This window comes from Spirillospora sp. NBC_01491, from assembly GCF_036227065.1.
In the GTDB taxonomy this organism is placed as follows: Bacteria; Actinomycetota; Actinomycetes; order Streptosporangiales; family Streptosporangiaceae; genus Spirillospora; species Spirillospora xylanilytica.
The window spans coordinates 7,264,163-7,289,096 of the sequence record NZ_CP109432.1 but is presented as its reverse complement, the minus strand read 5'-3'; the positions used below and the strand labels follow the sequence as shown (position 1 = coordinate 7,289,096).

Genomic DNA, 24,934 nt, shown 5'->3' with positions numbered 1-24,934 from the left:
GAGTCTACGTGTCGGTAGCCGGCATGCCCCGGAGCGGGGCACGGGCAGGGGCGCGCGGGCGCGCGTCCTGCCGGGCGGCCGGCTCAGACGGACTGGTACACGACGAGCGAGACCGCGATGTACTGCATGACGTACGCGGCGAGCGTGAACGAGTGGAACACCTCGTGGAACCCGAACCAGCGGGGTGACGGGTCGGGCCGCTTGAGCCCGTAGACCACTCCCCCGACGCTGTAGCAGACGCCGCCCAGCGCGACCAGCGTGCAGGCCACCACCCCGGCGCCGGAGAGGAACTGCGGCATGAAGAACACCGCGACCCAGCCCAGCACGATGTAGAGCGAGACGTACAGCCAGCGCGGGGCGCCGATCCAGGCGGTCCGGAAGACCACTCCGGCGATCGCGCCCGTCCACACCACGGCCAGCACCGCGACGCGGACGCCGCCGTCCAGGGCCACCACCGCGAACGGGGTGTAGGTGCCGGCGATGATCAGGTAGATGTTGGCGTGGTCGAAGCGGCGCAGCACCTCGATCACCCTGATCGAGCGCTGCCGGTGGTAGGTCCCCGAGATCCCGAACAGCAGCGCCGAGGTGGCCACGTACAGCGCCGAGGCCAGCCGCGCGGACGTGCTCGGCCCGAGCGCGACCAGGACCAGTCCGGCCACCAGCACGGCGGGGAAGGCACCGAGGTGCAGCCAGCCGCGCAGATGGGGACGGTCCGGGGGCGCGGTCACCGGGGGGTGGGATCGCACTGTCGCCATGGACGCCTCCTCAGTTAACCTACGGTCTCGTAGGTTACGCGACCGTAGGTTAGAGCGCACCCCCCTCCGCCGTGACTCTCACCACCCGTCCCGGCGGGGCGTCCTAGGGCACGAAGACGGCGAGGGGCCTGGCGGCGCCGTCCCGCTCCTCGACCAGGGCGAGAAGGGTCCCGTCGGGCGCGAACACGCCCACGGGGCCCGGCCCCTGCCCCGCCGCGGCCAGCCGGCCGCCATGCGCGATCTTGCGGGCGTCGTCCTCGGACACGTCCCGGCGCGGGAAGGCGGCGCCGACCGCCTCGGCGATCGGCACGATCTCCAGGTTCCCGGCGAGCTGCTCGATCGTGCGGGCCAGGCCCAGGTCGTACGGCCCCACCCGGGTGCGGCGCAGGCGGGTGAGGTGTCCGCCGCAGCCGAGCCCGGCGCCGAGGTCGCGGGCGAGCGCGCGAATGTAGGTGCCGGAAGTGCAGGCGATGGAGGCGTCCACGTCGATCACCTCGCCGTCGCGCCGGACGTCGGTCACGGTGAACTCGCGCACGGTCACCGGACGGGCCTTGAGCTCGACCTCCTCGCCCTTGCGGGCCATCTTGTAGGCCCGCTCGCCGTTCACCTTGATCGCGCTGACCTGCGGCGGCACCTGCTGGATCGGCCCGGTCAGCGCGGCGATCCCCGCGTGCAGCGCGGCGTCCGTGACCGCCGCGGCGGAGGCCGTCGCGATCACCTCGCCCTCGGCGTCGTCGGTGTTGGTGGTCAGGCCCAGCCTGATCGTGGCGTCGTAGCCCTTCTCGGTCAGCGCGAGGTGGCCGAGCAGCCGGGTGGCCTTGTCGACCCCGATCACCAGCACACCGGTCGCCATCGGGTCGAGCGTGCCGGCGTGCCCGACCCGGCGGGTCCCGGCGAGCCGGCGGAGCTTGCCGACGACGTCGTGCGAGGTCCAGTCGGCCGGCTTGTCGACGATGACGAGTCCCGATGTCACAGCGTGCTCTCCGAGTCTTCGGTGGTCAGGTGCGCCCTACAGCCCGGGGTCGGCGGGCCGGTCCTGGACGGGCGCCTCGTCCTCCGGCCCGCGCAGGGCGGCGCGCAGCCGGTCGATGATGGCGATGGGCTCGCCGGACGCGGTGAACGCCGCGGCGCTGTCGTGCCCGCCGCCGCCGAGCTCGACGCAGGCCCGGCCGACGTCCACCGCGCCCTTGGAGCGGGTGGAGACGTACCAGTCGCCCGCGTCGTTCTCCTTGCAGACGACCGCGACCTCGGCCTCATCGGTGCGGCGGAGCTGGTCGATGACGCCCTCGAGCTGGTCGTAGGGGACGTCGCGGGCGTCCCGGTCGGTGCGCGCGATCGTCGTCCAGACCAGGCCGCGCCCGCCCGCCGCGTCGCGTTCGAGCCGGGCCCGCGCCAGCGCCCCCGCCAGGACCTGGAGGTATCCGAACGGCGCCCGGTCCCACAGCTCGCGGCTGACCGCATCGGCGCGCACGCCCGCGGCCAGCAGCCGTCCGGCCAGGTCGTGCACCTCCGGGGTGGTGCACGGGTACTTGAACGAGCCGGTGTCACTGGCGAGCCCCGCGTACAGGCCCTGCGCGATGTCGCGGTCGAGCGGGACGCCGAGCCGCCGGATCAGCTCGTCGACCAGCACCGCGGTCGCCGCGGCGTCCGGGTCGACCAGCCGCACCGCGCCGAACCCGGTGTTGGAGGCGTGGTGGTCGACGACGATGAGCGCCTCGGCCCGGCCCGCCCGCTCGGCCAGCGAGCCGAGCCGCGCGGCGCCGGCCGCGTCGAGCGCGATCATCAGCGTCGGCGCGGCGGGCATCCGCTGGGGCTCGACCAGCAGGTCCTGGCCGGGCAGGAAGCGCAGGATGCCCGGGACGGTGAACGGCTCGCCGAACGAGGCCAGGCAGCGCTTGCCGAGCGCGGTCAGCGCCTGGCCGAGGGCCAGCATCGAGCCGAGCGCGTCCCCGTCGGGGGCCACGTGGCAGACCAGCGAGACCTCGTCGGCCGCGGAGATCAGCTCCAGCGCCCGGTTCCAGTCGGCCCCGGACGGCCACGACGCCCCGACCGGGGCCGCCGCGTCCGGTCCCGGGCCGGGTCCGCCGCCGGCCGCGTCCGACGTGATGGACGCGGCCGTCGGGGCGGGCCCCGCCGGCTTCGGGTGCTCGGCCCGGCGGGCGGCGTGCGCCACCGCCCCGCCGGATCCGGCGCGGCCCCGTCCGCCCGCGGCACGCGGGACGACGTCGTGGCCGGTCGCGGTGTGCCCGCCCGCGTCGCGCGGCGCGCGCTGTGCGGGCCGGCCGGGCCGCCCGGCGCCCGGCGTCTCGCCGCGGCCCTGTGACCCGCTCACGATGACGCGCGTCCCGCCTCGCCGTCCCGGCCGCCCGGCTCGGCAGGGGCCTCCTCATCGCCGGACTCGTCGGGCTCGCGATAGGGGTTGGCGTCGCCGGCCGGCTCGGCCCCCTGGGCCGCCTTGGCGACCTCGGCGTCCCTGGCCCGCGCCTGGGCGAGCAGGTCGTCGATGTGCGCCACGTTCTCCATCAGGGAGTCCAGGATGAAGGTGAGGCTCGGCGTATGCCGGACCCCGGTCTGCCGGCCCACCTCCGAGCGGATGACCCCCTTGGCGCTCTCCAGCGCCGCGGCGGTCTCCGCGCGCTCGGTGTCGGACCCGTACACCGTGTAGTACACGGTCGCGTCCCGCAGGTCGTTGGTGATGCGGGTGTCCGTCACGGTCACGAAGCCGAGCCGCGGGTCCTTGACCCGCCGCTCCAGCATCTCCGCCACGATCTGCTGGATGCGGTCGGCGAGCTTGCGCGCGCGAGCTGCGTCCACCATGATCGCACTCCCTTTCTATGGTCCTCGCGAGGACATCAGTCCTCGTCGTTGAAGAGCCGCTGCCGCGCGGACAGCAGTTCGATCTCCGGGCGCCCGGCCACGAGGTTCTCGCACTTGCCGAGCACCTCGGTGCAGTTGGCCGCGGTGCCCGCCACCACGGCCACCCCGATCTCCGCCCTGCGGTGCAGGTCGTTGTCGCCGGTCTCGGCGACGGCGACGGCGGGGAACCGCCGCTGCACCTCGGCGAGGATGGGCCGGACGACCGATCGCTTCTGTTTCAGTGAACGGACGTCGCCCAGCAGCAGGTCGAGAGTCAGCGCCCCCACGTACACCTATCGATCACCTCGTGATTCTTGAAGATGGAACGACGGCGGAGAGCCGGCGTGTTCCCGGACCGCGCGGCTCGGCCGGCGGGACGGGCGGGGGGCGGGACGGACCGCCGTGTTCCGCCCCCGACATGACATGACGCCAGGCTGGAGATCCGCCTGGCGTCATGTCACTGGTTCTCAAGGTGGGCGGCCGTGCGGCCCGGCCCCGGGGAGCCGGGGCCGCGCGGCCGTGTCCGTGCCTTTAGTCGCGGGGCTTCTCCCGCATCTCGAAGCACTCGATGACGTCATCGATCTTGATGTCGTTGTACCCGACCCCGATACCGCACTCGAAGCCCTCGCGGACCTCGGTCGCGTCGTCCTTGAAGCGGCGCAGCGAGGACACCGTGAGGTTGTCCGACACCACGACGCCGTCGCGGACGAGCCGCGCCTTGGCGTTGCGCTGGATGATCCCCGAGGTGACCATCGAGCCGGCCACGTTGCCGATCTTCGGAACCTTGAAGATCTCGCGGACCTGCGCGGTGCCGAGCTGGGCCTCTTCGAACTCCGGCTTGAGCATGCCCTTGAGGGCCGCCTCGACCTCTTCGATCGCCTGGTAGATGACCGAGTAGTACCGGATGTCGACGCCTTCGCGGTCGGCCAGCTCCTGCGCGTTGCGCTCAGGCCGCACGTTGAAGCCGATGATGACCGCGCCCTCGGACGCCAGCGACAGGTTGACGTCGTCCTGCGTGATCGCACCGACACCGCGCCGGATGACCCGCAGGCTGACCTCGTCGCCCACATCGATCTTGAGGAGCGAGTCCTCCAGGGCCTCGACCGAGCCGGACACGTCGCCCTTGAGGATGAGCAGCAGCTCGTCCCGCTCGCCCCGCTCGAGGTCCTTGAACAGCTCCTCGAGGGAGCTGCTCTTGCGGCTGCGCAGCAACTCGGCGTTGCGCTTGCGCGCGGTCCGCTTGTCGGCGATCTGGCGCGCCACCCGGTCGTCCTCGACGACCAGGAAGTTGTCGCCCGCGCCCGGCACGGCGGTCAGGCCGAGCACCAGCACCGGACGGGACGGGCCCGCCTCGTCGACGTTGTCGCCGTTCTCGTCGAGCATCGCCCGGACGCGGCCGTGGGCCACGCCGCAGACGATCGAGTCGCCGATCTGGAGCGTGCCGCGCTGCACCAGCACGGTCGCCACGGCGCCCCGGCCCTTGTCGAGGTGCGCCTCGATGGCGGACCCCTGCGCGGGCATGTCGGGGTTGGCCTTGAGCTCGAGCTCGGCGTCGGCGGTCAGCACGATCGACTCGAGCAGCCCGTCGATGTTGATGCCCTCGCGGGCGGACACGTCGACGAACTGGGTCGTGCCGCCGAACTCCTCGGCGACCAGCCCGTACTCGGTGAGCTGGGAACGCACCCGCTGCGGGTCCGCGCCCTCCTTGTCGATCTTGTTGACCGCGACCACGATCGGCACCCCGGCCGCGGTCGCGTGGTCGATCGCCTCGGTGGTCTGCGGCTTGACGCCGTCGTCGGCCGCGACCACCAGCACCACCAGGTCGGTGGTGTCGGCACCGCGGGCGCGCATGGCGGTGAACGCCTCATGGCCCGGGGTGTCGATGAAGGTGATCTTGCGGTCCTCGCCGTCCACCACGGTCTCGACCTGGTAGGCACCGATGTGCTGGGTGATGCCGCCGGCCTCGCCCGCGACCACGTTGGCGTTGCGGATCGCGTCCAGCAGCCTGGTCTTACCGTGGTCGACGTGACCCATGACGGTCACCACCGGCGGACGGGACACGAGGTTCTCCTCGCCGCCCTCGTCCTCGCCGTAGTCGATGTCGAACGACTCCAGCAGCGCGCGGTCCTCGTCCTCGGGACTGACCACGTGCACGTCGAAGTCGAGCTCGACGCCGAGCAGCTTCAGGGTGTCCTCGGTGACCGACTGGGTCGCGGTGACCATCTCGCCGAGGTGCATCATGATCGCCACGAGCGACGCCGGGTTGGCGCCGATCTTCTCGGCGAAGTCGGTCAGCGTGGCGCCCTGCGGCAGCCGGATGGGCTTGCCGTGACCGCGCGGCGCCTGGATGCCGCCGGCGGCGGGCGCCTGCATCTGGTCGAACTCTTGACGCCTCTGCTTCTTGGACTTGCGACCGCGCGTCGGCCGCCCGCCGGGACGCCCGAAGGCCCCCTGCGTGCCGCCGCGGCCACGGCCGCCGCCACCGGGACGGGGGCCGAAGCCACCGCCGGGACGACCGCCGCCGCCGGCGCGCGGGGCTCCGAAGCCGCCGCCGCCACCGGGACGGCCGGCACCACCGGGACGACCGCCGCCGCCACCGCCACCGGGACGACCGCCGCCACCAGGGCCGCGTCCGCCGCCGCCACCGCCGCCGGGTCCGCCGCGCCCAGGGGCGCCCGCGGGCCGGGACGAGGGCATGTTCATCGGGCTCGGACGAGGTCCGCCGCCACCGCCGCCGGCGGGCCGGGGCGGCATACCGCCCGGGCTCGGACGGGGGCCGCCCGCACCGGGGGCGCCGCCGGGACGGCCGCCCGCCGCGGGACGCGGGGGACGGTCACGGTCGCCGCCGCTGGGGCGGTCGCCGGGACCGGCCGGACGCGGGCCGGGACGCGGGCCCGGCTTGGGTGACTGGCCCATGCCGGTGTTGGTCGAGCTGAACGGGTTGTTGCCCGGACGCGGCCCGCCGGGGCCGCGGCCTCCGCCGCCACCACCCTGCTGGCGCGGGCCGGGGCGCGGGCCCGGCTTGGGCGAGCGCGGACCGGGCTTGGGGCCGGGACCTGCCGGAGCCGCGGGCGCGCCGGAGGAACCGGCGGGCGGGGCGCTCGGAGCGCTCGGGGCCTGTGCCGCGGGGGCGGCCGGAGCCGCCGGGGCCGCGGGCGGCGCGACCGGGGTGCTCGGCGCCGGCGGCACGGGCGGGCGCGGACCCGGCCGCGGACCGCTCGGGCCACCCTGGCCACCGGGTGCGGCCGGAACACCGGCCGGACCGCCGGGGCCCGGCTTGGGCGCGGGCGGACGCGGTGCGGCCGGCCTGGGGGCGCCGCCTGGGCGGGCGCCCTCTCCGCCGCCACCGCCGCCGGACGGACCCGGACGCGGCCCGGACGGACCGGGACGCGGGGCGGACGGGCGCTTGGGCCCGCCCTTCTTCTCCCCCGGCTTACCGGAGGACGAGTTGGAAAAAGCATCTGTCAGCCTGCGAACGACCGGCGCCTCGATGGTGGAGGACGCAGAACGTACGAACTCACCCATCTCCTGGAGCTTGGCCATGACGACCTTGCTCTCTACGCCGAACTCCTTGGCGAGTTCGTAAACCCGGACCTTGGCCACTGCACTCCCTACTCGGTCCGGGGGTGCGGCCTCCGGACCGTCGCTAACGTGCCGTACTCATTGCGGCGTGCTCATGGCGTGCTCATCGAGCGCTCATAGCAATCTCGACCTGCTTCCGACTAGACGTCGCTTACCGGTGTTCCATCCTGCTGCCGCGCGGCCTGCGTAGCAAGCCGCGCCCGCAGCGCTTCGCCATCGAGCGGCCCCGCCAGGCGGAAGGCCCGGGGGAACGCCCGACGTCGCTCTGCGAGCTCGAGGCATCCCAGGTCGGGGTGCACATGTGCGCCCCGGCCCGGCAGCCGCCCACGGGGATCGGGGACGATGACGCCCTCGATCACCACCAGGCGCAGCAGGTCGGACTTGGCCGTGCGAGCCCGGCAGCCCACGCACATGCGTAGCGGGGCCGCCCGGCCACGTGAATCGAGTCTACCGCGCCGAAGCGTCGGCGGGACCTGTCGCATGCTCTCCTGACGTAGAAGATCCGGATTCGTCGGGTTCGGTGGCCTTTGCCGGCCTGGTCCCGGCGGCTCCCGCGGGCTCGGTGTCGGACCGGATATCGATCCGCCACCCGGTCAGCCGGGCGGCCAGCCGGGCGTTCTGGCCCTCCTTGCCGATGGCCAGGGAGAGCTGGTAGTCGGGCACGATCACCCGTGCGACCCGGGCCTCGGCGTCGATCACCTCGACGCTGGTGACCCGGGCCGGGGACAGCGCGTTGCCGACGAACTCGGCCGGGTCGTCCGACCAGTCGACGATGTCGATCTTCTCGCCGTGCAGCTCGGCCATCACGTTGCGGACCCGGCTGCCGAGCGGGCCGATGCAGGCGCCCTTGGCGTTCACCCCGGGCTTGCGCGAGCGCACCGCGATCTTGGTGCGGTGGCCGGCCTCGCGGGCGATCGCCGAGATCTCCACGGTGCCGTCGGCGATCTCGGGGACCTCCAGCGCGAACAGCTTGCGCACCAGGTTGGGGTGGGTGCGGGAAAGCTGCACCGACGGGCCGCGGTGGCCCTTGCGGACCTGCACGACGTAGGCGCGGAGCCGCTCGCCGTGCTCGTACCGCTCGCCGGGCACCTGCTCCTGCGGCGGCAGCACGGCCTCGATCTTGCCGAGGTCGACCAGCACGTTCCGCGGGTCGTTGCCCTGCTGGATGATGCCGGAGACGATGTCACCCTCGCGGCCGGCGTACTCGCCGAAGGTCAGCTCGTCCTCGGCGTCGCGCAGCCGCTGGAGGATGACCTGCTTGGCGGTCGTCGCCGCGATGCGCCCGAACCCGGTGGGCGTGTCGTCGTACTCGCGGAGGGCCTCGCCCTCCTCGTCGGTCTCGGTCGCCCAGACGGTGACGTGCCCGCTCCGCCGGTCGAGCTCGACCCGGGCCTTGGTCGCGGCGCCCTCCGTGCGGTGGTAGGCGATCAGCAAGGCGTCTTCGATGGCCTTCACCGCCACCTCGAGCGAGATGTCCTTCTCGCTCTCGAGACTGCGCAGCGCAGTCATGTCGATGTCCACGAGGTTCCCCCCTCTAGTCCGGCTGAGCCGGAGAACGCGTTTGGTCGGCCTCGTCGGCGGGGCCCGTCGCGTCCGCCATGGGGCGGAACTCCACCTGCACCCGGCCGCGTCCCAGGTCGCCGCGGCCGAACCGGCGCCGGGCGGTGGCCGGTTCACCGGACTTCGGCCCGCCCCGGTGCGGCCCGCCGGACTTCGGGCCGCTCTTGCCGCCGGGGCCCTTCTCGCCGGAGCCCTTGCCGCCGGGGCCCTTGCCGCCGGAGCCCTTGCCCCGGCGCTTGTCGACCACGTCGATGACGATGGTCTCGTCGTCCGCGGACACCACGCGGCCCTCGATCTGCCCGCCCTCGGTCAGCGGGGCGACGACCAGCCGGCCGACGGCGCGGCGCCAGTGCCTCGGCTCGGTGAGGGGACGGTCGACGCCGGGCGAGGACACTTCGAGCACGTACGACGCCGTGCCCATGGTCCCGGCCCCGTCGAGCAGTTCCGAGGCCGTCCGGCTCAGCGTGGTGATGTCGTCGAGGGAGACCCCGTCGTCACCGTCCACGATGATCCGCACCAGCCGGCGGCGCCCGGCCGGGCGCACGTCGATCTCCTCGAGGTCGAGGCCGAGCTCGGCCACCGCCGGGGCGAGCAGCCCGGTCAGTGCCTCGATGGCCTCTTCCCTGGTCGGCGCGCTCATGGTCGCACTCCGTTCACCGGGGCTGTGCGGCCCCGCTGAGCGCGGCCACCAGTGGACTCCTCGCTCATGGGACCTCCTCCGTGTTCGTGCTGAAATCGCCGCTTGTCCGTTGCCCCTTCAAGACTATCGACAGCCGGACACCCCAACGGTCTTTCGAAGAGCTCACCGGCGTGCCGGATATGGAATGCTTGAGCAGGGCCGACGGGTGGACGATCACCGCGGCGGCCGGCCACCGCGCCACCAGGCACGCCACCGGGTGAGGAGACACGCTTGCCACAGGCCAGGACGGGCAGGGTCTCGCGGCGCGCGGTCCTGGGCGGGACGCTCACCCTCCCGCTGCTGGCGGGCTGCGCGGCCGAGGCGGCGGCGCCGCGCACCGAGGTGCCCGCACTGGTCGGCGCGATCGCGTCCGAGCAGGACCTGATCGCCTCGTACGAGGCCGCACGGGCCGCGCACGCGTCGCTGGCCGGGCGCATCGATCCCGTTCTCGCCCGGCACCGCGAGCATCTGGCGGTGCTGCGGCGGCACTACGTCCCCGGGTCGGGCGAGCGCGCGGACGAGGGTGGCGCGATCCCGCCGCCGCGTCCGCAGAAGATCCCCGCCGCACCGCGGGAGGCCCTCGCGGTGCTGCGGCAGGCCGAGACCAAGGCGGCGACCGCGCGGGTGGCCGACGCGGGCAAGGTCGATCCGGCGCTGGCCCAGCTCCTCGCCAGCATCGGCGCCTGCGAGGCCGGGCACGCCGCGGCACTGGTGGGGGCGCCATGAGGCGCACGGTGAACGCTCTCCAGGACGCGTTGAGGGCCGAGCACGCGGCCGTCTACGGTTACGGCGTGCTGGGCGCGCGGCTGCGCGGCCCTCTCCAGCAGACGGCGAAGACCCACTGGGACGCGCACCGGCTCCAGCGCGACGATCTGGTCGCGCGGCTCACCGGCCAGGGCGCCCGGCCCGAGGCCGCCGCGCCCGTCTACCGGCTCCCGGTCAAGGTCACGTCGGCGCGCACCGCCGCCGAGCTCGCCGCCGCCCTGGAGCAGGACCTGGTCGGCGCGTACGTGGGACTGGCCGGTGCCACCGATCCGGCGCTCCGCTCGTTCGCGGCGCACGCCATGCAGCGGGCGATGATCCGTTCGGTGCGCTGGCTCTCGAGCGCGGGGCGCCCGCTTCCCGGCGAGGCGTTCCCCGGGCTCCCGCAGAGCGCGCTCTCCCCCAAGGCGGCCCCCGGAGAGCGAGTGACCCCCGGCACGTGAGGGAACGGTGCGGTCCGGGCCGCCTGACTCCCGTCGGTCACTCTTCGACGTCCACGCCGAACGAGCGGGCCAGGCCGTCCAGCCCGAAGTCGTAGCCCTGCCCGACCGCGCGCAGGCGCCATGAGGGCCCCCGCCGGTAGAGCTCGCCGAGCAGCAGGGTGCGCTCGGTGGTCGCGGCGTCCACGGTGGCCTGGGCGACGGGCGTGCCGCCGCCGGCCGGGCCCGCGACGATCTCGATCGGGCCGAGGTCGCCGAAGCGCACCGCGCCGTCGATCGCCGCCGCCACCGTGACCCTGCGGACGGCCGCCGGCAGCGCGGCCAGGTCGATCGCGACGGTCTGCTCGGCCGGCCCGTCGGTCGACAGCCGCACCGCCCCGTCCGATGTCTCGGGCGCCCCGTAGAAGACCATGTCCTCGTCGCACGCCACCTGGCCGTCCTCGTCCACGAGGAAGGCGACGACGTCGACCTCGCAGGACGCCGCCTGGGCCCAGGCGGCGGTGACCGTCCAGCGCGCCGTGTCCGGGGTGACCGGGAGGTCGATCACCGCTCCCCTGGGCAGCACCACCGGCGCGGCCCGCCGGGCGGACGCGGCGGGGAGGCCGAGCCGGTCGGGCGCATCGAGCCACGCCGGGTCGCGGACCGGGAGTTCGAGCGCGACGATCCGGGCCATCCGGCGGTCGTCCCGCGCGCCGCGGAGCGCCAGCACGTCGGTGACGGTGGCCGAGAGGTTCACCGCGGCGGCGCCGCCGAGGGCGACGACGCGGGTCCGCGCGGCCACCGCCTCGGGGTGCGTCCCGCCGAGGACCAGCACCCGCCGGGAGCCGAGCGGCCCGGCCGGCGGGCGCCGCTTCGCCGCCGGGGCCGGGACCGGTCCCCCGCCCTCCGCGCCCCGCACCGGCTCGTGCGGGGTGCCCGGCCGGACGTCGCCGAGCAGCCGGGCGAACTCGCGCTCGCCGATGACCGGGACGCCTTCGGCCGCCGCCCGGCGCGCCTTGGCCGAACCGGAGCCGGCGTCGTCGGCGACGAGCACGCTGGTGTGCCGGCTGACCGAGCCCATCACGTTCAGCCCGGCCGCGACGGCCCGCGCCACCAGCTCCTCGCGCGGGGTCGCGGTCGGGCCCGTGACGGCGATCTTCATGCCCTGCACGAGCGGGCCGCCGGACGGCAGCCGTCCGGGGCTCAGGAACGCACATCGCTGCTTGGGGATCCGCGGCGGGTGGCCGCCGGCCGCGCGGGGCGGGCAGGCGACCAGCGGGAGCGGCAGGCCGAGCGCGCTCGCGGCGGCCAGCGAGCCGCGCAGGACGCCCGCGAGCGCCTTGGCGTCCTCCAGCGCGTCATGGGCGCGGAAGAGCCCGGCGCCGTAGTGCGCGGCCAGCGTGCCGAGCCGCAGATCGGGGGTCGGCGGGGCCAGCCGGCGGTTCAGCGTGAGCGTGCACAGCCGCCGCTCGACGGGCAGGGTCAGGCCCGCGCGGGCGAACTCCCCGGCGAGGAACCCGTAGTCGAACTGGGCGTTGTGCGCCACCATCACCCGTCCGCGGAGCAGCTCGGCGACGCGCCCGGCGACCTGCTCGAACTGGGGCGCGCCGCGCAGCCGCTCGGCGGTGAGGCCGTGGACGTGCACGGGCCCGGGGTCGCAGCCGGGATCGAGGAGCGTGGTGTACTCCGCCTCCGGCGTGCCGTCCGGCCCGGCCGTGAGCACCGCCAGGGACAGCACCCGGTCGCGCTCCGCGCGGAGACCGGAGGTCTCGACATCGACGAAGGCCCAGTCGTGGCGGTAACCGGAGGCCGGGCGCGGGGCGGAGGCGACCCTGGACGTCAGCATGGCGGCAGGTTAACCACGGCCAGGGCGGGCCGCGCCCGGATACCTGGCGGCCTGCCCACATGCGGTCAGATCGGAGGGGCCGGCGGGGTCGGTGGCGGAGTCAGGAGCGCCGTGCCCCCGCGGGTGGGGGCCTGCACGGCCTTGGGGTCGTAACCATCGTGGCGCGCCGGACGATGATCCCGGTATGTGGTGATCCGTTCCGGAGGGCGCGACCGGGACGTCCAGGATCCGGGCTTGAAGGATGTAGGGAGTCCCGAATGCGCAAGAGCGTCGCGGCCCTAGCAGGGGCCGTCGTGCTCGCCGCCGCCGGACCGGCGGTGGCCGAGGGGTCCACCCCCATCCCGGACGGGCCGGGAAGGGGACTGGTGCCGGGCTATGTCGGCGCGCCCGCCACCCCGCGCCCGCTCGCGGGCAGGCCCGTCCCCGCCAACCCGCATCAGGGGCCGGTCGGAACCTCGTCCATGCACGCCGACAGCTACGCCTCCGACACCTACCCGTTCTCAGGGCCGCTCGGCCGCAACCCGCAGGTGCTGAACGAGGCGAAGGGCGGCGGGCTGCTGCCGGGGCTGTGCTCCACGGTGACGTTCGCCAAGAAGTCCGGGCTCATCGTCGCGCAGTGCACGCGCGGGCAGAACTTCATGCTGCGCCTGATCGACCCGGTGACGCTCAAGGACCTGGCGACGTACGAGCTGCCGCCGCGTCCGTCGACCGTGCAGGCCGCGTTCTCTGGGAGCCTGGACAAGGTCCTCACCGACACCTCCGGCGGCGCCTACTACTACCTCGACCCGCAGGACCGGGCGGTCCTGGCCGACTCGGCGTTCCATCTGCGGCGCTTCGCCCACGAGAGGGGCCCGGACGGGAAGTGGCGGTTCACCGTCACCGACGACTGGGACCTCAGCGGCGACCTCCCGCACGACTGCGCCACCTGGACCGCCCCGTGGCCCAAGGGCGAGTGCGACCCGATCACCGCCGTGGGGCCCGACTGGGGCGGGCTGATCTGGTGGATCACGCGGAACGGCCGGATCGGGACCGTCGATCCGGACACCGGGACCGTGCGGCAGAGCAGGCTGCCCGGAGAGGCGATCCAGAACTCCTTCGCCGCCGCCGAGGACGGCCTGTCCGTCGTGTCCGACCACGCGCTCTACAGGATGCGGGCGGCGGGGGACGGCACGCCGGAGGTCGTCTGGCGCACCCCCTACGACCGGGGCACCGGGCGCAAGCCCGGCCAGATCGACCAGGGGTCGGGGACGACGCCCACGTTCTTCGGCGACGGGTACGTGGCGATCACCGACAACGCCGACGACCGGATGCACGTGCTCGTGCAACGGCGCTCGGACGGAAAGCTGCTCTGCAAGGTGCCGGTCTTCGGGAGCGGCGCCAGTGCCACCGACAACTCCCTGATCGGGTACGGCCGCAGCCTCTTCGTGGAGAACAACTACGGCTACCGCAACTTCCTCGAGCTGCCGCCCGGCGGCTCATCGGTGGGCGGCGCGAGCCGGATCGACGTCGACCCGGGCGGGAAGGGCTGCACGACCACCTGGACGAGCAAGGAGCGGTCGCCGTCGACGGTCGCCAAGGTGTCGGTCCCGGCCGGGCTGCTGTACCTGTACACCAAGGAGAAGCGCGAGGACCTCATCGACGCCTGGTACCTCACCGCCGTCGACGTGCACACCGGCCGGACGGTCTACAAGGTCCTCACCGGGACCGGGAAGTGGTTCGACAACAACTGGGCGCCGGTCACCCTCGGCCCGGACGGCACCGCCTATGTCGGGGTGCTCGGCGGCCTGGTGGCCGTCCGCGACCGCGAGTAGGCCACCAGGACACCGGGAAGGTCCCCTGACGTCGGCATTCCGACCTCTGGAGGGGGCCATGACCGGACCGAAGCCCGGAGACGGCGAGGACCGCGACAGGCGGGACAACAGCGACGACATGGGCGACGACGACCAGGCCGAGGAGGTCGCGCTGACGGAGGAGTACGTCGAGGACCCGCCCGACGACCTGGTCATCGACGACCCGGACGCCGGTGAGATCGGCATCTCCGAATACGAGCGGCGCAGGAGCCGGAAGGGCTCGGGCCCCTGGCCGGAGCCGAACGACCCGGCCGAGGCCGACGCGGTCAAGCCCACCGACTGGCCCTGACCGCACGGCCGGTAGGTCGGGTCGGGTCGGGTCGGGAGAAGGAACGGCGGCGCCCGCACGGTCCGGAAGGGCCGTGGGGCGCCGTCGGCGTTTCAGCGCACCACCCGCATGGGCCCGGACGTCACGCCCCCCCGACGCTGAACCCGCCGGTGAGCGGGCTCTTGGGTTCCCAGGCGAGACCGCCGGGCCCCGGCGCGGTCGGCCGCGGGGGCCGGACGACCGACGCGGCAGGGTCGATTTTGCGATTCCGGTGCACAAGTCAGGGAATGCCATTACCCGGGGTCCGGTTGCGCTTGGTGGACCAGTTTGGGAGGTGGCCCGGCCATGAACGGTGCGCGCACGGTGCCCTCGCCCGCGCTCGCCCCTCCCCCGCCCTCATTGGACGTCCCCGATATTCCCGGGATCTCCGCCCATTCGTCCGCCGCTGACATCGCGCAGGGGGACACGCCGCGAGGCGCCTGGTGGCGCAGGCGGCGCGGGCTGATCGTCCAGTGGGGGATGCTGCTGGCCGCCGTGGCGGCGCTGCCGCTCTTCCACGACCAGCTCCCCGACCCCGGCGCCCTGTGGAGCGCCGCGACCCACGCCGAGCCGCTCTGGCTGATCATGGTGGTGCTGGGCGAGGCGCTGTCGATGGCCTCGTTCGCCCGGCTCCAGCGGCGGCTGCTGCGGATCGGCGGGCTGCGGATCCCGGTCCGCCGGGCGTTCGCGATCACCTATGCGAGCAACGCGCTGTCCACCACGCTGCCGGCGGGCCCGGCGGTCAGCGTCGTCTACACCTTCCGGCAGTTCCGCCGCAGCGGCGCGTCAGCGCAGCTCGCCACGGCGGTGATCCTGGCCGGCGGGGTGATCACCACGACCGCCTACACCGTGGTCGGCCTGCTGGCGCTGGTGGCCGAGCCGCACGCGCGCGGCCCAGCACTGCTGGCGCTGGCCGTCCCGTTCGCCCTGGTCCTGCTGCTGGTGCCCGCGCTGCGTTGGGCGCCCGCACGCGCACTGCTGGCCGCGCCGCTGCGGCGGGTGTGGCGGACCGCGATGGCGCACCGGCGGGTCGCCCCATACGCCGAGCGCCTGCACGAGGGCCTCGCGCTGCTGCGGCCGAACCGCCGCGACTTGGGCATGCTGGTCATGCTGGCCCTGTTCAACTGGGTGTTCGACATCCTGGCGCTGCTCGCCGCGGCGCGGGCCGTCGGCATCGACGTCGACCCGCACGGCGTGGCGCTGGCCTACTTCGCCGCGCAGGCGGCGGGCAGCCTGCTGCCGCTGCTGCCGGGCGGCATCGGCGCGATCGAGAGCAGCATGGCCGCGGCGCTGGTCGCCTTCGGCGCGACGCTGACGCCGGCCGCCGCCGCCGTGGGCCTCTACCGGCTCGTGTCGTACTGGGTGGTCGTCGCGGTCGGCTGGATCGCCTGGGCCGGCCTGCATGAGGGCCCGCGCCTCTCGGCAGGCACCAAGCGCCGGCTCGCCGGCGCCGGACGGGCCCTGCTCGACGGGTTCGGCGCCGCCGCGTGCCTGACGCCCTACTCGACGTTCCCGGCCGGCACGCCCGCCGAGGCTCCGCGCAACTGACCGGCGCCCCGGCGCCGCCGGGACCGAACCACTGAGCCGTACCGCTCGCCCGTCCGCGACTTGTTGCGACGGGCGGCCTCCTGCTAATCTCCCAAGCGAGCGCTTGGTCATACACTAAACGGAGGCTCGATGACGTCCCTACGGGTCAGCCTTGGCTACGAACTTGAGGTGCGCGGCCGTTCCCGCGAGGTCGAACGGCAGGCGTTCGAGAACGTGATGGACCAGGTCGTCCTGGCCGACGGGCTCGGCTTCGACACCGCCTGGTTCGTCGAGCACCACTTCACCCGGGGCTTCTCGCACTCCTCCGCACCCGATCTCGTCCTGGCCGGGATCTCCCAGCGGACCGAGCGGATCCACCTCGGCCTCGGCGTGGTGCTGCTGCCCTTCCAGTCCCCGATCCGCACCGCCGAACGCGTCGCGACCCTGGACGTGATCTCCGGCGGACGGGTCGAGTTCGGCACCGGACGCGGCGCCTCGCCGCTCGAGTACCAGGCGTTCCAGCGCCCCTTCGAGCAGTCCCGCAAGCTCTGGGAGGAGTCGCTGGAGGCCGTCCTGGCGATCTGGAACGCCGACGGGCAGCCGGTCACCAGGTCCGGCGAGTTCTTCGAGGTGCCCGACGTCGCGGTCTACCCGCGGCCGGTGCAGGAGCCGCACCCGCCGGTGTGGGTCGCCTCCACCTCCCTGGACGGCTACCTCGCCGCCGCCAAGCAGGGCTACAACCTGCTCGGCATGACGATGCTCAAGGGCCTGGACGACGTCGCCGCCGACATCGCCAAGTACAAGGAGTGCCTGGCCGACAACGGCTTCGACCCGGACTCCCGGCGGATCGCCCTGATGATCCCCTGGCATGTCGCGCCGACCCAGCAGGAGGCCGTCGACCGCGCCGCCGACCCCGTCCTGTGGTACCTGCGCCGGCAGATCAACCTGGTCGCGCCGCCCGACTACACCGACGCCCGGCACGCCACCCACCGCGTCCTCGGGCAGCAGGCCGTCGGGATGCCGCCGGAGGAGGCGATGGGCATCCTGCGCGAGCAGACCATGGTCGTGATCGACGACGTCGAGGGCTCCCGCAAGGCGGTCGAGCGGATCGAGGCGGCCGGCGCCACCGACCTGATCCTCCAGGTCCAGGTCGGCGGGCTCGGCCACGGGCACGTCTGCGACTCGATGAAGCTGTTCATGCAGGAGGTCGCCAAGTGACCTCCTGGATCACGCGGGCCGCGTTCCCCGCCGGACGCGGGGCGGAAGGGCTGCTGGCCGTGTCCGCCGAGGCCGACCTGGTGGCGCCGCTCGGCACCGCCGACCGGGCCGCCGCGCGCGAACTGACCGCCGAGACCTTGCGCGCCGCCGGCCTCGGCGCCTCCGACCGGGTCGTCGTCGCGCTCAACGGCGACGGCGAGCCCGCCGGGCCGCTGATCGCCCAGGCCGCCGCCGAGGTCGGCACGGCCGCCGCGTCGGTCGGCGCCCGCGGCCGGATGCGGCTGCACGCGGCGCTGGAGGCCACCGGCGCCACCGCCCTGGTCACCACCCCGTCCGGCGCGATGGACTTCCTGGCCCGGCTGCACCTGGAGTTCCTGCTCGACCCGCTCGACCTGGAGCTGCGGCACATCCTGGTGGTCGGCGAGATCCCCTCGCCCAACACCTACGCGCAGCTCGCGAGCGAGTTCGAGGCGTCGGTGCGGGAGCTGTACGCCGACCCGTTCCTCGGCGTCCCGATCGCGCAGCGCGCCCCGTCCGACGAGGCGCTCACCCCGGTGCGGGAGGGCCTGCTCGGGCTCGCCCCGGCGGACAAGGACGCGCCGCTGGACGCCCCGTACGGCGAGGGCCTGGCGGAGATCGTCGTCACGCCCGGATGGCACTCCGGGCTCGGCGGCGCCACGCTGCGCACCGGCCACGCCGTCCGGCTGTCCGGCGGCGAACGGGCCGTGCCCGCGCCCGCGCACACCGTCGGCGAGCACGTGCTGATCAGGGGCCGCTGGGTCTCGGTTCCCAAGATCGCCGCGGCGCTCACCCGGATCGACGGGCTCAGCCGCTGGGACCTGCGGATCCGGCGCGAGGGCACGCTCGACGCCGCCGCGCTGCACGTCACCTTCACCCGGGACACCCTGGTCAGGAACCCGATGTGGAAGGCGCGGATCGCGCAGGCCCTGTACGCGCTGACGCCCGTCTCGATCGACGTGGTAGTCGAGCCCGAGGTCGGCGAGGACCGCGCGGCCGGGACCGTCACCGACGAGCGGGGCCACCACCTCGGCAGGGACCGCGCCCGGCTGACCTGACCGGCGCGGGACGCGGATCGCGGGGACCGGATGCGGATCGTCCAGGAGGAGCACGCGATGGAATTGCAGCCCGTCCCCGGCTGGGGGACGATCCCGCGGATGCTGCGGGACCAGGCGGAGGGCCACGGGCCGCTGGACGCCGTGGTCGCCGGGGACACCCGGCTGACGCTGGCGGGCCTCGCGGCCGGGGCCGGCGAGACCGCGCGGGCGCTGATGGCGCTCGGCGTCGCGCGCGGCGACCGGGTGGCGGTCTGGGCGCCCAACAGCCCCGAGTGGGTCGTCGCCGCGTTCGGGATCTGGGACGCCGGGGCGATCATCGCGCCGCTGTCCACCCGGTTCAAGGGCCTGGAGGCGGCCGACCTGCTCGGCAAGGTCGGCGCGAAAGTGCTGCTGGTCGCCGAGGGCTTCATGGGCACCTCCCACCTCGGGATGCTCGCGGGCGCCGCCGGCGGTCCCGCGGACGGCCGCCCGCACTCGGGCCTGCCGGACCTTGAGCACGTCGTCGTGCTCGGCGACGAGCCCGCCCCGTCCCGTCCCGGGGTGCTGTCGTGGGCGGGGTTCATCGCGGCCGGAGCCGCCGTCACCCGCGACGACGCCGAGGAGCGGGCCCGCTCGGTCGACCCGGACGACATCGCGTCGATCATGGCGACGTCCGGCACGACCGGGACGCCCAAGGGCGTCATGCTGCACCACTCCCAGCTCCTGCGCGGCTACTGGGACTGGGCCGAGCTCGTCACGCTCGGCGAGGGCGACCGCTACCCGATCATCGCGCCGTTCTCGCACGGCTTCGGGATCAACGCCGGGCTGCTGGCGTGCGTGCTGCGCCGCGCCACGATGATGCCGATCGCGCTGTTCCAGCCGGACGAGCTGATGGACCTGATCGAGCGCAACAGAGTCAGCGTCCTGGCCGGCGCGCCGCCGATGTTCTTCAAGATCCTGGACGAGCTCGACGGCGCCCGCGCCGGAGCGGGCACGGCCGCGGGCGGCACGACCGGGGCCGGCACGGAGGACGCGGCGGGGGCGTCCCCCCGGAGGCGGTACGACGTGTCCTCGCTGCGGGTGGCGATCTGCGGGGCGGCGGCGGTGCCGCCGGAGCTGATCCGCCGGCTGGCCGACCGGGTCGGGCTGGAGCGGATGATCAACGCGTACGGGCTGATGGAGGGCACGGTCGTGTCGATGACCCGGCCCGGCGACCCGGTCGAGGTGATCGCCGCCACCACCGGCCGCGCCGTGCCCGGGGTGACGGTGCGCATCGTCGGCGCCGACGGGGGCGACCTCCCGGTGGGCGAGCCCGGCGAGATCCTGATCGGCGGATACGGCGTGATGCGCGGCTACTGGCGCGACCCGGAGCGGACGGCCGAGGCCGTCGACGGCGAGGGCTGGCTGCACACCGGCGACATCGGCACGCTCGACGACGCCGGCAACCTGGCCATCGTGGACCGCAAGAAGGAGATGTTCATCGTCTCCGGCTTCAACGCCTACCCGGCCGAGATCGAGGGTCTGCTCCTGCGCTGCCCGCTGGTCGGCCAGGTCGGGGTCATCGGCGTCCCGGACGAGCGGCAGGGCGAGGTCGGTTGGGCCTACGTCGTCCCCCCGCCGAACGTGACGGCCGATCCGGACGCCGTCATCGCGTGGGCGCGGGACAACATGTCCAACTACAAGGTCCCGCGCCGGGTCGTGCTGCTCGACGCGCTGCCGGTGAACGCCAACGGCAAGCTCGACAAGCCGTCCCTGCACGCGCGGGCCGCCGCCGAGGCCGCGGCCGGGACCCGCTAGCCGCGCCCCCGCCGGCGGGACCCGCTAGCCCGCCGGACGCCACTGGACCAGGGTGGTCTCCTCGTCGAGGTCCACGAAGACGGCCTCGACGGGGAGCCCGGGGCGGAGACCGGCGACGTCGCCGCCGGTGAGGTTGCCGTACATCAGCAGGTCGTCGCCCTGCTCCGCGCCGTCGTCCAGCCGCACGAGCAGGACCGGGAACGGGACCTCGTCGGCCATCGACCGCATGAAGACCTGGTGGTTGACGACCCAGCTGTAGACGCGGCCGGTTCCCCGGGCCGGCACCCACGCGTACGCGCGGGAGCGGCAGCGGTTGCAGACCGTCCGGGCCGGGAAGCGGAGCGTGCCGCAGCCGTCGCAGCGCTGGACGGTCAGCTCGTGCCGCCGTACCGCCTCCCACCAGGGCGCGGAGTCGCGGTCGGGTTCCGGCCTCGGACGCTGTGCCAGGCTCACGGGTCGCTCCTCAGGATCAGCGCCGAGGTACCGGCGAGGACGTATCCGGGTTGCGCCGTCGACAGCGCGACCTCGGCGCCCGGGACCTGCCGGTCGCCCGCGGTGCCGCGCAACTGGGCGACGGCCTCGGCGATGTGGTTGATGCCGTGCACGTACCCCTCCGACAGGAAGCCGCCGTGCGTGTTCACCGGCAGCTCGCCGCCGGGGAGGATCGCGCCGGACTCGATGTACGGGCCGCCCTCGCCCTTGGCGCAGAAGCCGTAGTCCTCCAGCTGGACGAGGACGGAGTAGGTGAAGCAGTCGTAGATCTCCGCCACGTCCACCTCGCCCGGCCCGACGCCCGCCATCGCGTACAGCCGCGGCGCCAGCCGGGCCGCCTCGGTGACGGTGAAGTCGGTGCCGTCCACGCCGCTGCCCGCGCCGGAGAAGAGGCTGTCGCCGCCGCCCCACGCCGCGCCCGAGATCAGCACCGGGGGGTGCGCGAGGTCGCGGGCGCGCTCCCTCGAGGTGACGACGATCGCGCAGGCCCCGTCGGTCTCCAGGCAGCAGTCGAGCAGGCGCAGCGGCTCGGCGATCCAGCGGGACGCCAGGTAGTCGTCCAGGGTGATCGGGTCGCGCTTCAGCGCCCTCGGGTTCCTGACGGCGCTGGCGCGCTGCCCGACGGCGACGCGGCCGAGCTGCTCGTGCGTGGTGCCGTAGGCGTTCATGTGCGCCCGCGCGAACATGGCGAACTGCTGCGGCGGGGCGAAGTAGCCGTACGGCGCCTGGTACTGGGTGTCGAAGAGCGGCGCGGGACCACGGCCGGTGCCGCCCATGCGGAACTCCGACCGGGCGTTGATGGCGCGGTAGCAGACGACCGTCTCGGCGACGCCCGCGGCGACCGCCATCGCGGCCTGGCCGACCACCGAGTGCGAGACGCTGCCGCCGCCGAACTGGTCGAGGTACCAGGACACCTCGGGCACGCCGAGCGCGGGCGCGACCACCCAGGGCGGCGTGGAGTCGCCGACCCGGTGGGTGGCCAGGGCGTCGACGTCGTCCACGGTGAGGCCGGCGTCGTCCAGCGCGGCGAGGATCGCGTCGACCGCCAGGGTGAGCGTCGACACCCCCGAGTCCTTGCTGAACGGGGTGTAGCCGACACCGGCGACCGCGGTCCGGTCGCGGAAGGTCCCCACGCGCTGTCCTCCTCGCCTCGCGCCCGCGCCGACTCAACCGAGCAAGCGCTTGTCCACGACTCTAGGCGGCCCCCCGTGCGCGCGTCAACGACGCCGTACCGGCCGGCGACTCCGCCGGGTCGCCGCCGCACCGTCCGCCGCATCGGTCCTTGGACGGAGACCTGACCGGGACCTTCGATGGAGATAGTCAGATTTGGGAATGAGCATGCCTGATCAGGGGCTTTAGTTGACATGCACGGTCGGGCGCCCCGGAGCGGCTTGACACCTCGAATCGCCCCGCCCTATCGTCCAAGCAAGCGCTTGGCTAAGAGAAGGGACGGGTCAGATGGCCGACAATGCCACCGCAGCAGCCGCCGCGATCGTGCGCGACTCGGCCGAAGGACCCTCCGGCCAGGGAATGGAACGCCGCATGCACCGATCGCCCCACGGCTCCCCCGCGACTCCGGTCACCGACATCGACGGCGCCCGGTTCCGCACGGTCCTCGGCAGGTTCGCGACCGGGGTGGTCGCGATCACCGCGATCGACGCCGAGACCGGCCGCCCGACGGGCCTGGCCGCCAACTCCTTCACCTCGGTGTCGCTGGAACCGCCGCTGGTGGCCTTCTGCGTGGCGCACACCAGCAGCACCTGGCCGAGGCTGCGCCCGGCCGAGCGGCTGTGCGTCAACATCCTGAGCGAGCCGCAGCTCGAGGTCTGCAAGCGGCTGGCCATCAAGGGCGGCGACAAGTTCGCCGGCATCGACTGGTCCGGGTCGCCCGGCGGCAGCCCCGTCATCGAGGGGGCACTCGCCTGGATCGAGTGCTCGGTCGAGCAGGAGCACGTCGCCGGCGACCACGTGATCGTGGTGGCGCGCGTGCACGCCCTCGACAAGCACCATGAGGGCGAGCCCCTGCTGTTCTACAAGGGCGGATACGGCCGCTTCGACGGCTGAGCCCGTCCGCGGCCCCGGACCGCCGGCGCCCCTCCCCGCCGTCCCGGTCAGGAGACGGGCGTGTTCTCCGGGGCGCGCAGCCGTGCCAGCACCTGCACCGGGTCGGCGAGCACCTCGGCGAACGCGAACTCCGCGGCCCCCACCAGCGTGCTGTCGTCGCCGAGTTCGGCGGTGCGGAGCCGGACCTTCTCGCGCGGCGCGGCCAGCGCGCCGGTCGCCAGCATGCTGCGGACCTGCGCGGCGGAGCCGAGGTAGACGTCGCGCAGCGTCCCGCCGAAGACGACCAGGCCCGGGTTGAAGATGTTGACCAGGTTGGCGACGCCCAGCCCGAGCCAGGTGCCGACCCGGTGCAGCGCCTCGCGCGCCACGATGTCGCCGCGGTCGGCGGCGTCGACGACGGCGCGCACCGCCGCGCGGCCGTCGGGGTGCGCACCCTCCTCGCGCTCGGCGTGCGCGAGGAGCGTGCGCTCGCCCACCTCGGCCTCCAGGCAGCCCTTCGAGCCGCAGGAGCAGAGCCGCCCGCCGGGGTTGACGACCATGTGCCCGATCTCGCCGCCGAAGCCCTGCTCGCCGCCGAGCAGCCGGCCGCCGACGATGATGCCGCCGCCGACGCCCACGTCGCCGTGCAGGTAGATCAGATTGTCGCAGCCGACGCCGGCGCCGCGCTCGTGCTCGGCGAGCGCGCCGAGGTCGGCGTCGTTGCAGATCGAGACGGTCAGGCCGAGGCCGAGCCGGCGGGACAGGGTGTCGCCGAGCGACATCTCGCCCATGTCCAGGTTGGGGCCGAACATGATCGTGTCGTCGGCCCGGCGGACGATGCCGGGGAAGGCCGCCGCGGCGCCCACGCAGACCGCGGCGGGCCCGGCCTTGCGCACCAGCGACCGGGCCGCGGCGGCGAGCGCGCCGACCAGCTCGCCGGGCTCGGCGTCGCGGTCGCGGGTGCCCTCGCGGCGGTCCATGATCTCGCCGCCCAGCCCGACCCGCGCGACCACCAGCCGGTCGACGCCGACGTCGAAGGCCAGCACGTAGACCCGGGTCGACTCGGGCCGGACCACCAGCGACGGGCGGCCGGCCCGCCGCCCCGGCTTGCGCGGCAGCTCCTCGCGGACCAGCCCGGCGGCGGTGAGGTCGGCGGTCAGCGCCATGATCGTGCTGCGGTTGAGGCCGAGCGACTCGGCCAGCGTCGCCCGCGACGCCGGGCCGCGCAGATGGACGAAGCGCAGCAGCGTGCCGAGGTTGTGCCGCCGGATGTCCTCCTGGGACGGGCCGCCCTTCATCGGCGCAGCCCGAGGCCGCCGCCGGTCCCGGAGGTGATCAGCTCGACCACCTGCCGGTGCGTGACGTCGGCGGTGCGCACCTGGGCGACCATCCGGCCGAGGTACAGCGCGGCGATCCGGTCGGAGACCGCGAACACGTCGTTCATGTTGTGCGAGATCAGCACGACCGCCAGGCCCCGGTCGGCGAGCCGCCGGACCAGCTCCAGCACCTGCTGGGTCTGCGCGACGCCGAGCGCGGCGGCGGGCTCGTCGAGGACCACCAGCCTGCTGTCCCACAGCACGGCGCGGGCGATCGCGACGGTCTGCCGCTGCCCGCCGGACAGGTTGGAGATGCGCTGCCGCACCGACCCCATGGTGCGGACCGACAGGCCGGACAGCGTCTCGGCCGCCAGTGCCTCCATCGCCGCCTCGTCGAGCGTCAGGCCGCGGCGGCGCTCGCGGCCGAGGAAGAGGTTCTGCACGATGTCGAGGTTCTCGCACAGCGCCAGGTCCTGGTGCACGATCTCGATGCCGAGCGCCGCCGCGTCGCGCGGGTTGCCGACCCGGGCCGGACGGCCCTCGAAGCGGTACTCGCCGCGGTCGTGGGGGTGGATGCCGCCGATGCACTTGACCAGGGTGGTCTTGCCCGCCCCGTTGTCGCCGACGAGCGCGGTGACCTCGCCCGGGTACGCGGTGAAGCACACGTCGTGCAGGACCTTGACGGAACCGTAGCTCTTCTCGATGCCCCGCAGGTCGAGGACGGGCGTCACCGACATGCCGAGGGGCTCCCACCGTGCCACGTCGACCGCCTCCGATCCGGGGGACCGCCCCCGGACCCCCACCGGGCGGCCGGGTGCTTCTCGCTCCGCCGCGGTCCGGCCGGCACTGCGCGTCGAGCGCTGGTGGCTG

Annotated in this window: 23 protein-coding genes; 9 read left to right on the top strand and 14 right to left on the bottom strand. The window is 74.2% G+C overall.

The genetic code is table 11. The annotated features are described in order from the left end of the window. Positions 1-83 precede the first annotated feature (83 nt). The 9 genes from trhA to rimP form a co-directional block, all read right to left on the bottom strand. The gene (gene trhA, locus OHA34_RS33880; RefSeq protein WP_285937243.1) at positions 84-755 is read right to left on the bottom strand and encodes a PAQR family membrane homeostasis protein TrhA; all 672 of its coding nucleotides are present in this window, start codon (positions 753-755) and stop codon (positions 84-86) included. 103 nt (positions 756-858) lie between these two features. Continuing rightward, entirely contained in the window at positions 859-1,728 is an 870-nt protein-coding gene (gene truB / locus OHA34_RS33875; RefSeq protein ID WP_285937244.1) for a tRNA pseudouridine(55) synthase TruB, read from the bottom strand. A 36-nt stretch (positions 1,729-1,764) separates the two neighbouring features. Then, positions 1,765-3,087, bottom strand: a complete 1,323-nt coding sequence (locus OHA34_RS33870) for a DHH family phosphoesterase (protein WP_285937245.1) — start codon at positions 3,085-3,087, stop codon at positions 1,765-1,767. Next, entirely contained in the window at positions 3,084-3,572 is a 489-nt protein-coding gene (gene rbfA, locus OHA34_RS33865) for a 30S ribosome-binding factor RbfA (RefSeq protein ID WP_285937246.1), read from the bottom strand. Before rbfA ends, OHA34_RS33870 begins: the two co-directional genes overlap by 4 nt. Positions 3,573-3,607: 35 nt before the next feature. Continuing rightward, positions 3,608-3,904, bottom strand: a complete 297-nt coding sequence (locus tag OHA34_RS33860) for a DUF503 domain-containing protein (RefSeq protein ID WP_285937247.1) — start codon at positions 3,902-3,904, stop codon at positions 3,608-3,610. 238 nt (positions 3,905-4,142) lie between these two features. Next, on the bottom strand, positions 4,143-7,214 hold the full coding sequence (gene infB, locus OHA34_RS33855; protein WP_285937248.1) for a translation initiation factor IF-2: 3,072 nt from the start codon (positions 7,212-7,214) through the stop codon (positions 4,143-4,145). 119 nt (positions 7,215-7,333) lie between these two features. Continuing rightward, entirely contained in the window at positions 7,334-7,606 is a 273-nt protein-coding gene (locus OHA34_RS33850; RefSeq protein ID WP_285937249.1) for a YlxR family protein, read from the bottom strand. Positions 7,607-7,640: 34 nt separating this feature from the next. Next, entirely contained in the window at positions 7,641-8,702 is a 1,062-nt protein-coding gene (gene nusA / locus OHA34_RS33845) for a transcription termination factor NusA (protein ID WP_285938579.1), read from the bottom strand. A 25-nt stretch (positions 8,703-8,727) separates the two neighbouring features. Continuing rightward, positions 8,728-9,393, bottom strand: a complete 666-nt coding sequence (gene rimP, locus OHA34_RS33840; RefSeq protein WP_329519956.1) for a ribosome maturation factor RimP — start codon at positions 9,391-9,393, stop codon at positions 8,728-8,730. A 270-nt stretch (positions 9,394-9,663) separates the two neighbouring features. Between rimP and OHA34_RS33835 the strand changes: the two genes are divergently transcribed. Further along, on the top strand, positions 9,664-10,158 hold the full coding sequence (locus tag OHA34_RS33835) for a hypothetical protein (RefSeq protein ID WP_329519955.1): 495 nt from the start codon (positions 9,664-9,666) through the stop codon (positions 10,156-10,158). Positions 10,159-10,166: 8 nt separating this feature from the next. Next, positions 10,167-10,637, top strand: a complete 471-nt coding sequence (locus tag OHA34_RS33830) for a ferritin-like domain-containing protein (protein WP_329519954.1) — start codon at positions 10,167-10,169, stop codon at positions 10,635-10,637. Between the two features lie 37 nt (positions 10,638-10,674). Here OHA34_RS33830 and OHA34_RS33825 read toward each other — a convergent pair whose 3' ends face one another. Further along, complete coding sequence (locus OHA34_RS33825) at positions 10,675-12,459, bottom strand: TerD family protein (protein ID WP_329519953.1); 1,785 nt, start codon at positions 12,457-12,459, stop codon at positions 10,675-10,677. A 257-nt stretch (positions 12,460-12,716) separates the two neighbouring features. On the opposite strand from OHA34_RS33825, the gene OHA34_RS33820 reads away from it, so the two are divergent. The 6 genes from OHA34_RS33820 (at position 12,717) to OHA34_RS33795 (ending at position 20,213) form a co-directional block, all read left to right on the top strand. Beyond that, positions 12,717-14,270 (top strand): hypothetical protein, encoded by a 1,554-nt coding sequence (locus tag OHA34_RS33820; RefSeq protein ID WP_285937253.1) that lies wholly within the window; start codon positions 12,717-12,719, stop codon positions 14,268-14,270. Between the two features lie 58 nt (positions 14,271-14,328). Beyond that, a complete protein-coding gene (locus OHA34_RS33815; RefSeq protein WP_285937254.1) occupies positions 14,329-14,598 on the top strand; it encodes a hypothetical protein in 270 nt (89 codons plus the stop codon). Between the two features lie 324 nt (positions 14,599-14,922). Further along, entirely contained in the window at positions 14,923-16,164 is a 1,242-nt protein-coding gene (locus OHA34_RS33810; RefSeq protein WP_285937255.1) for a lysylphosphatidylglycerol synthase transmembrane domain-containing protein, read from the top strand. 129 nt (positions 16,165-16,293) lie between these two features. Next, entirely contained in the window at positions 16,294-17,361 is a 1,068-nt protein-coding gene (locus tag OHA34_RS33805) for an LLM class flavin-dependent oxidoreductase (RefSeq protein ID WP_285937256.1), read from the top strand. Further along, positions 17,358-18,437 (top strand): hypothetical protein, encoded by a 1,080-nt coding sequence (locus OHA34_RS33800; RefSeq protein WP_329519952.1) that lies wholly within the window; start codon positions 17,358-17,360, stop codon positions 18,435-18,437. The genes OHA34_RS33805 and OHA34_RS33800 overlap by 4 nt, the downstream gene beginning before the upstream one ends. 57 nt (positions 18,438-18,494) lie before the next feature. Then, positions 18,495-20,213, top strand: coding sequence for an AMP-binding protein (locus OHA34_RS33795; RefSeq protein WP_329519951.1), 1,719 nt, complete (start codon positions 18,495-18,497; stop codon positions 20,211-20,213). Positions 20,214-20,237: 24 nt separating this feature from the next. On the opposite strand, the gene OHA34_RS33790 is transcribed toward OHA34_RS33795, so the two are convergent. Further along, positions 20,238-20,666, bottom strand: coding sequence for a Zn-ribbon domain-containing OB-fold protein (locus tag OHA34_RS33790; RefSeq protein WP_329519950.1), 429 nt, complete (start codon positions 20,664-20,666; stop codon positions 20,238-20,240). Then, complete coding sequence (locus OHA34_RS33785) at positions 20,663-21,838, bottom strand: thiolase C-terminal domain-containing protein (RefSeq protein ID WP_285937260.1); 1,176 nt, start codon at positions 21,836-21,838, stop codon at positions 20,663-20,665. Before OHA34_RS33785 ends, OHA34_RS33790 begins: the two co-directional genes overlap by 4 nt. A 409-nt stretch (positions 21,839-22,247) precedes the next feature. Here OHA34_RS33785 and OHA34_RS33780 point away from each other — a divergent pair, with 409 nt between their 5' ends. After that, complete coding sequence (locus OHA34_RS33780) at positions 22,248-22,769, top strand: flavin reductase family protein (RefSeq protein WP_285937261.1); 522 nt, start codon at positions 22,248-22,250, stop codon at positions 22,767-22,769. 47 nt (positions 22,770-22,816) lie between these two features. On the opposite strand, the gene OHA34_RS33775 is transcribed toward OHA34_RS33780, so the two are convergent. Both OHA34_RS33775 and OHA34_RS33770 read right to left on the bottom strand, forming a co-directional pair. Next, positions 22,817-24,046: an ROK family transcriptional regulator gene (locus OHA34_RS33775; protein ID WP_285937262.1), complete on the bottom strand. Its 1,230-nt coding sequence runs from the start codon at positions 24,044-24,046 to the stop codon at positions 22,817-22,819. Continuing rightward, positions 24,043-24,801: an ATP-binding cassette domain-containing protein gene (locus tag OHA34_RS33770; RefSeq protein ID WP_285938580.1), complete on the bottom strand. Its 759-nt coding sequence runs from the start codon at positions 24,799-24,801 to the stop codon at positions 24,043-24,045. The genes OHA34_RS33775 and OHA34_RS33770 overlap by 4 nt, the downstream gene beginning before the upstream one ends. Positions 24,802-24,934 lie beyond the last annotated feature (133 nt).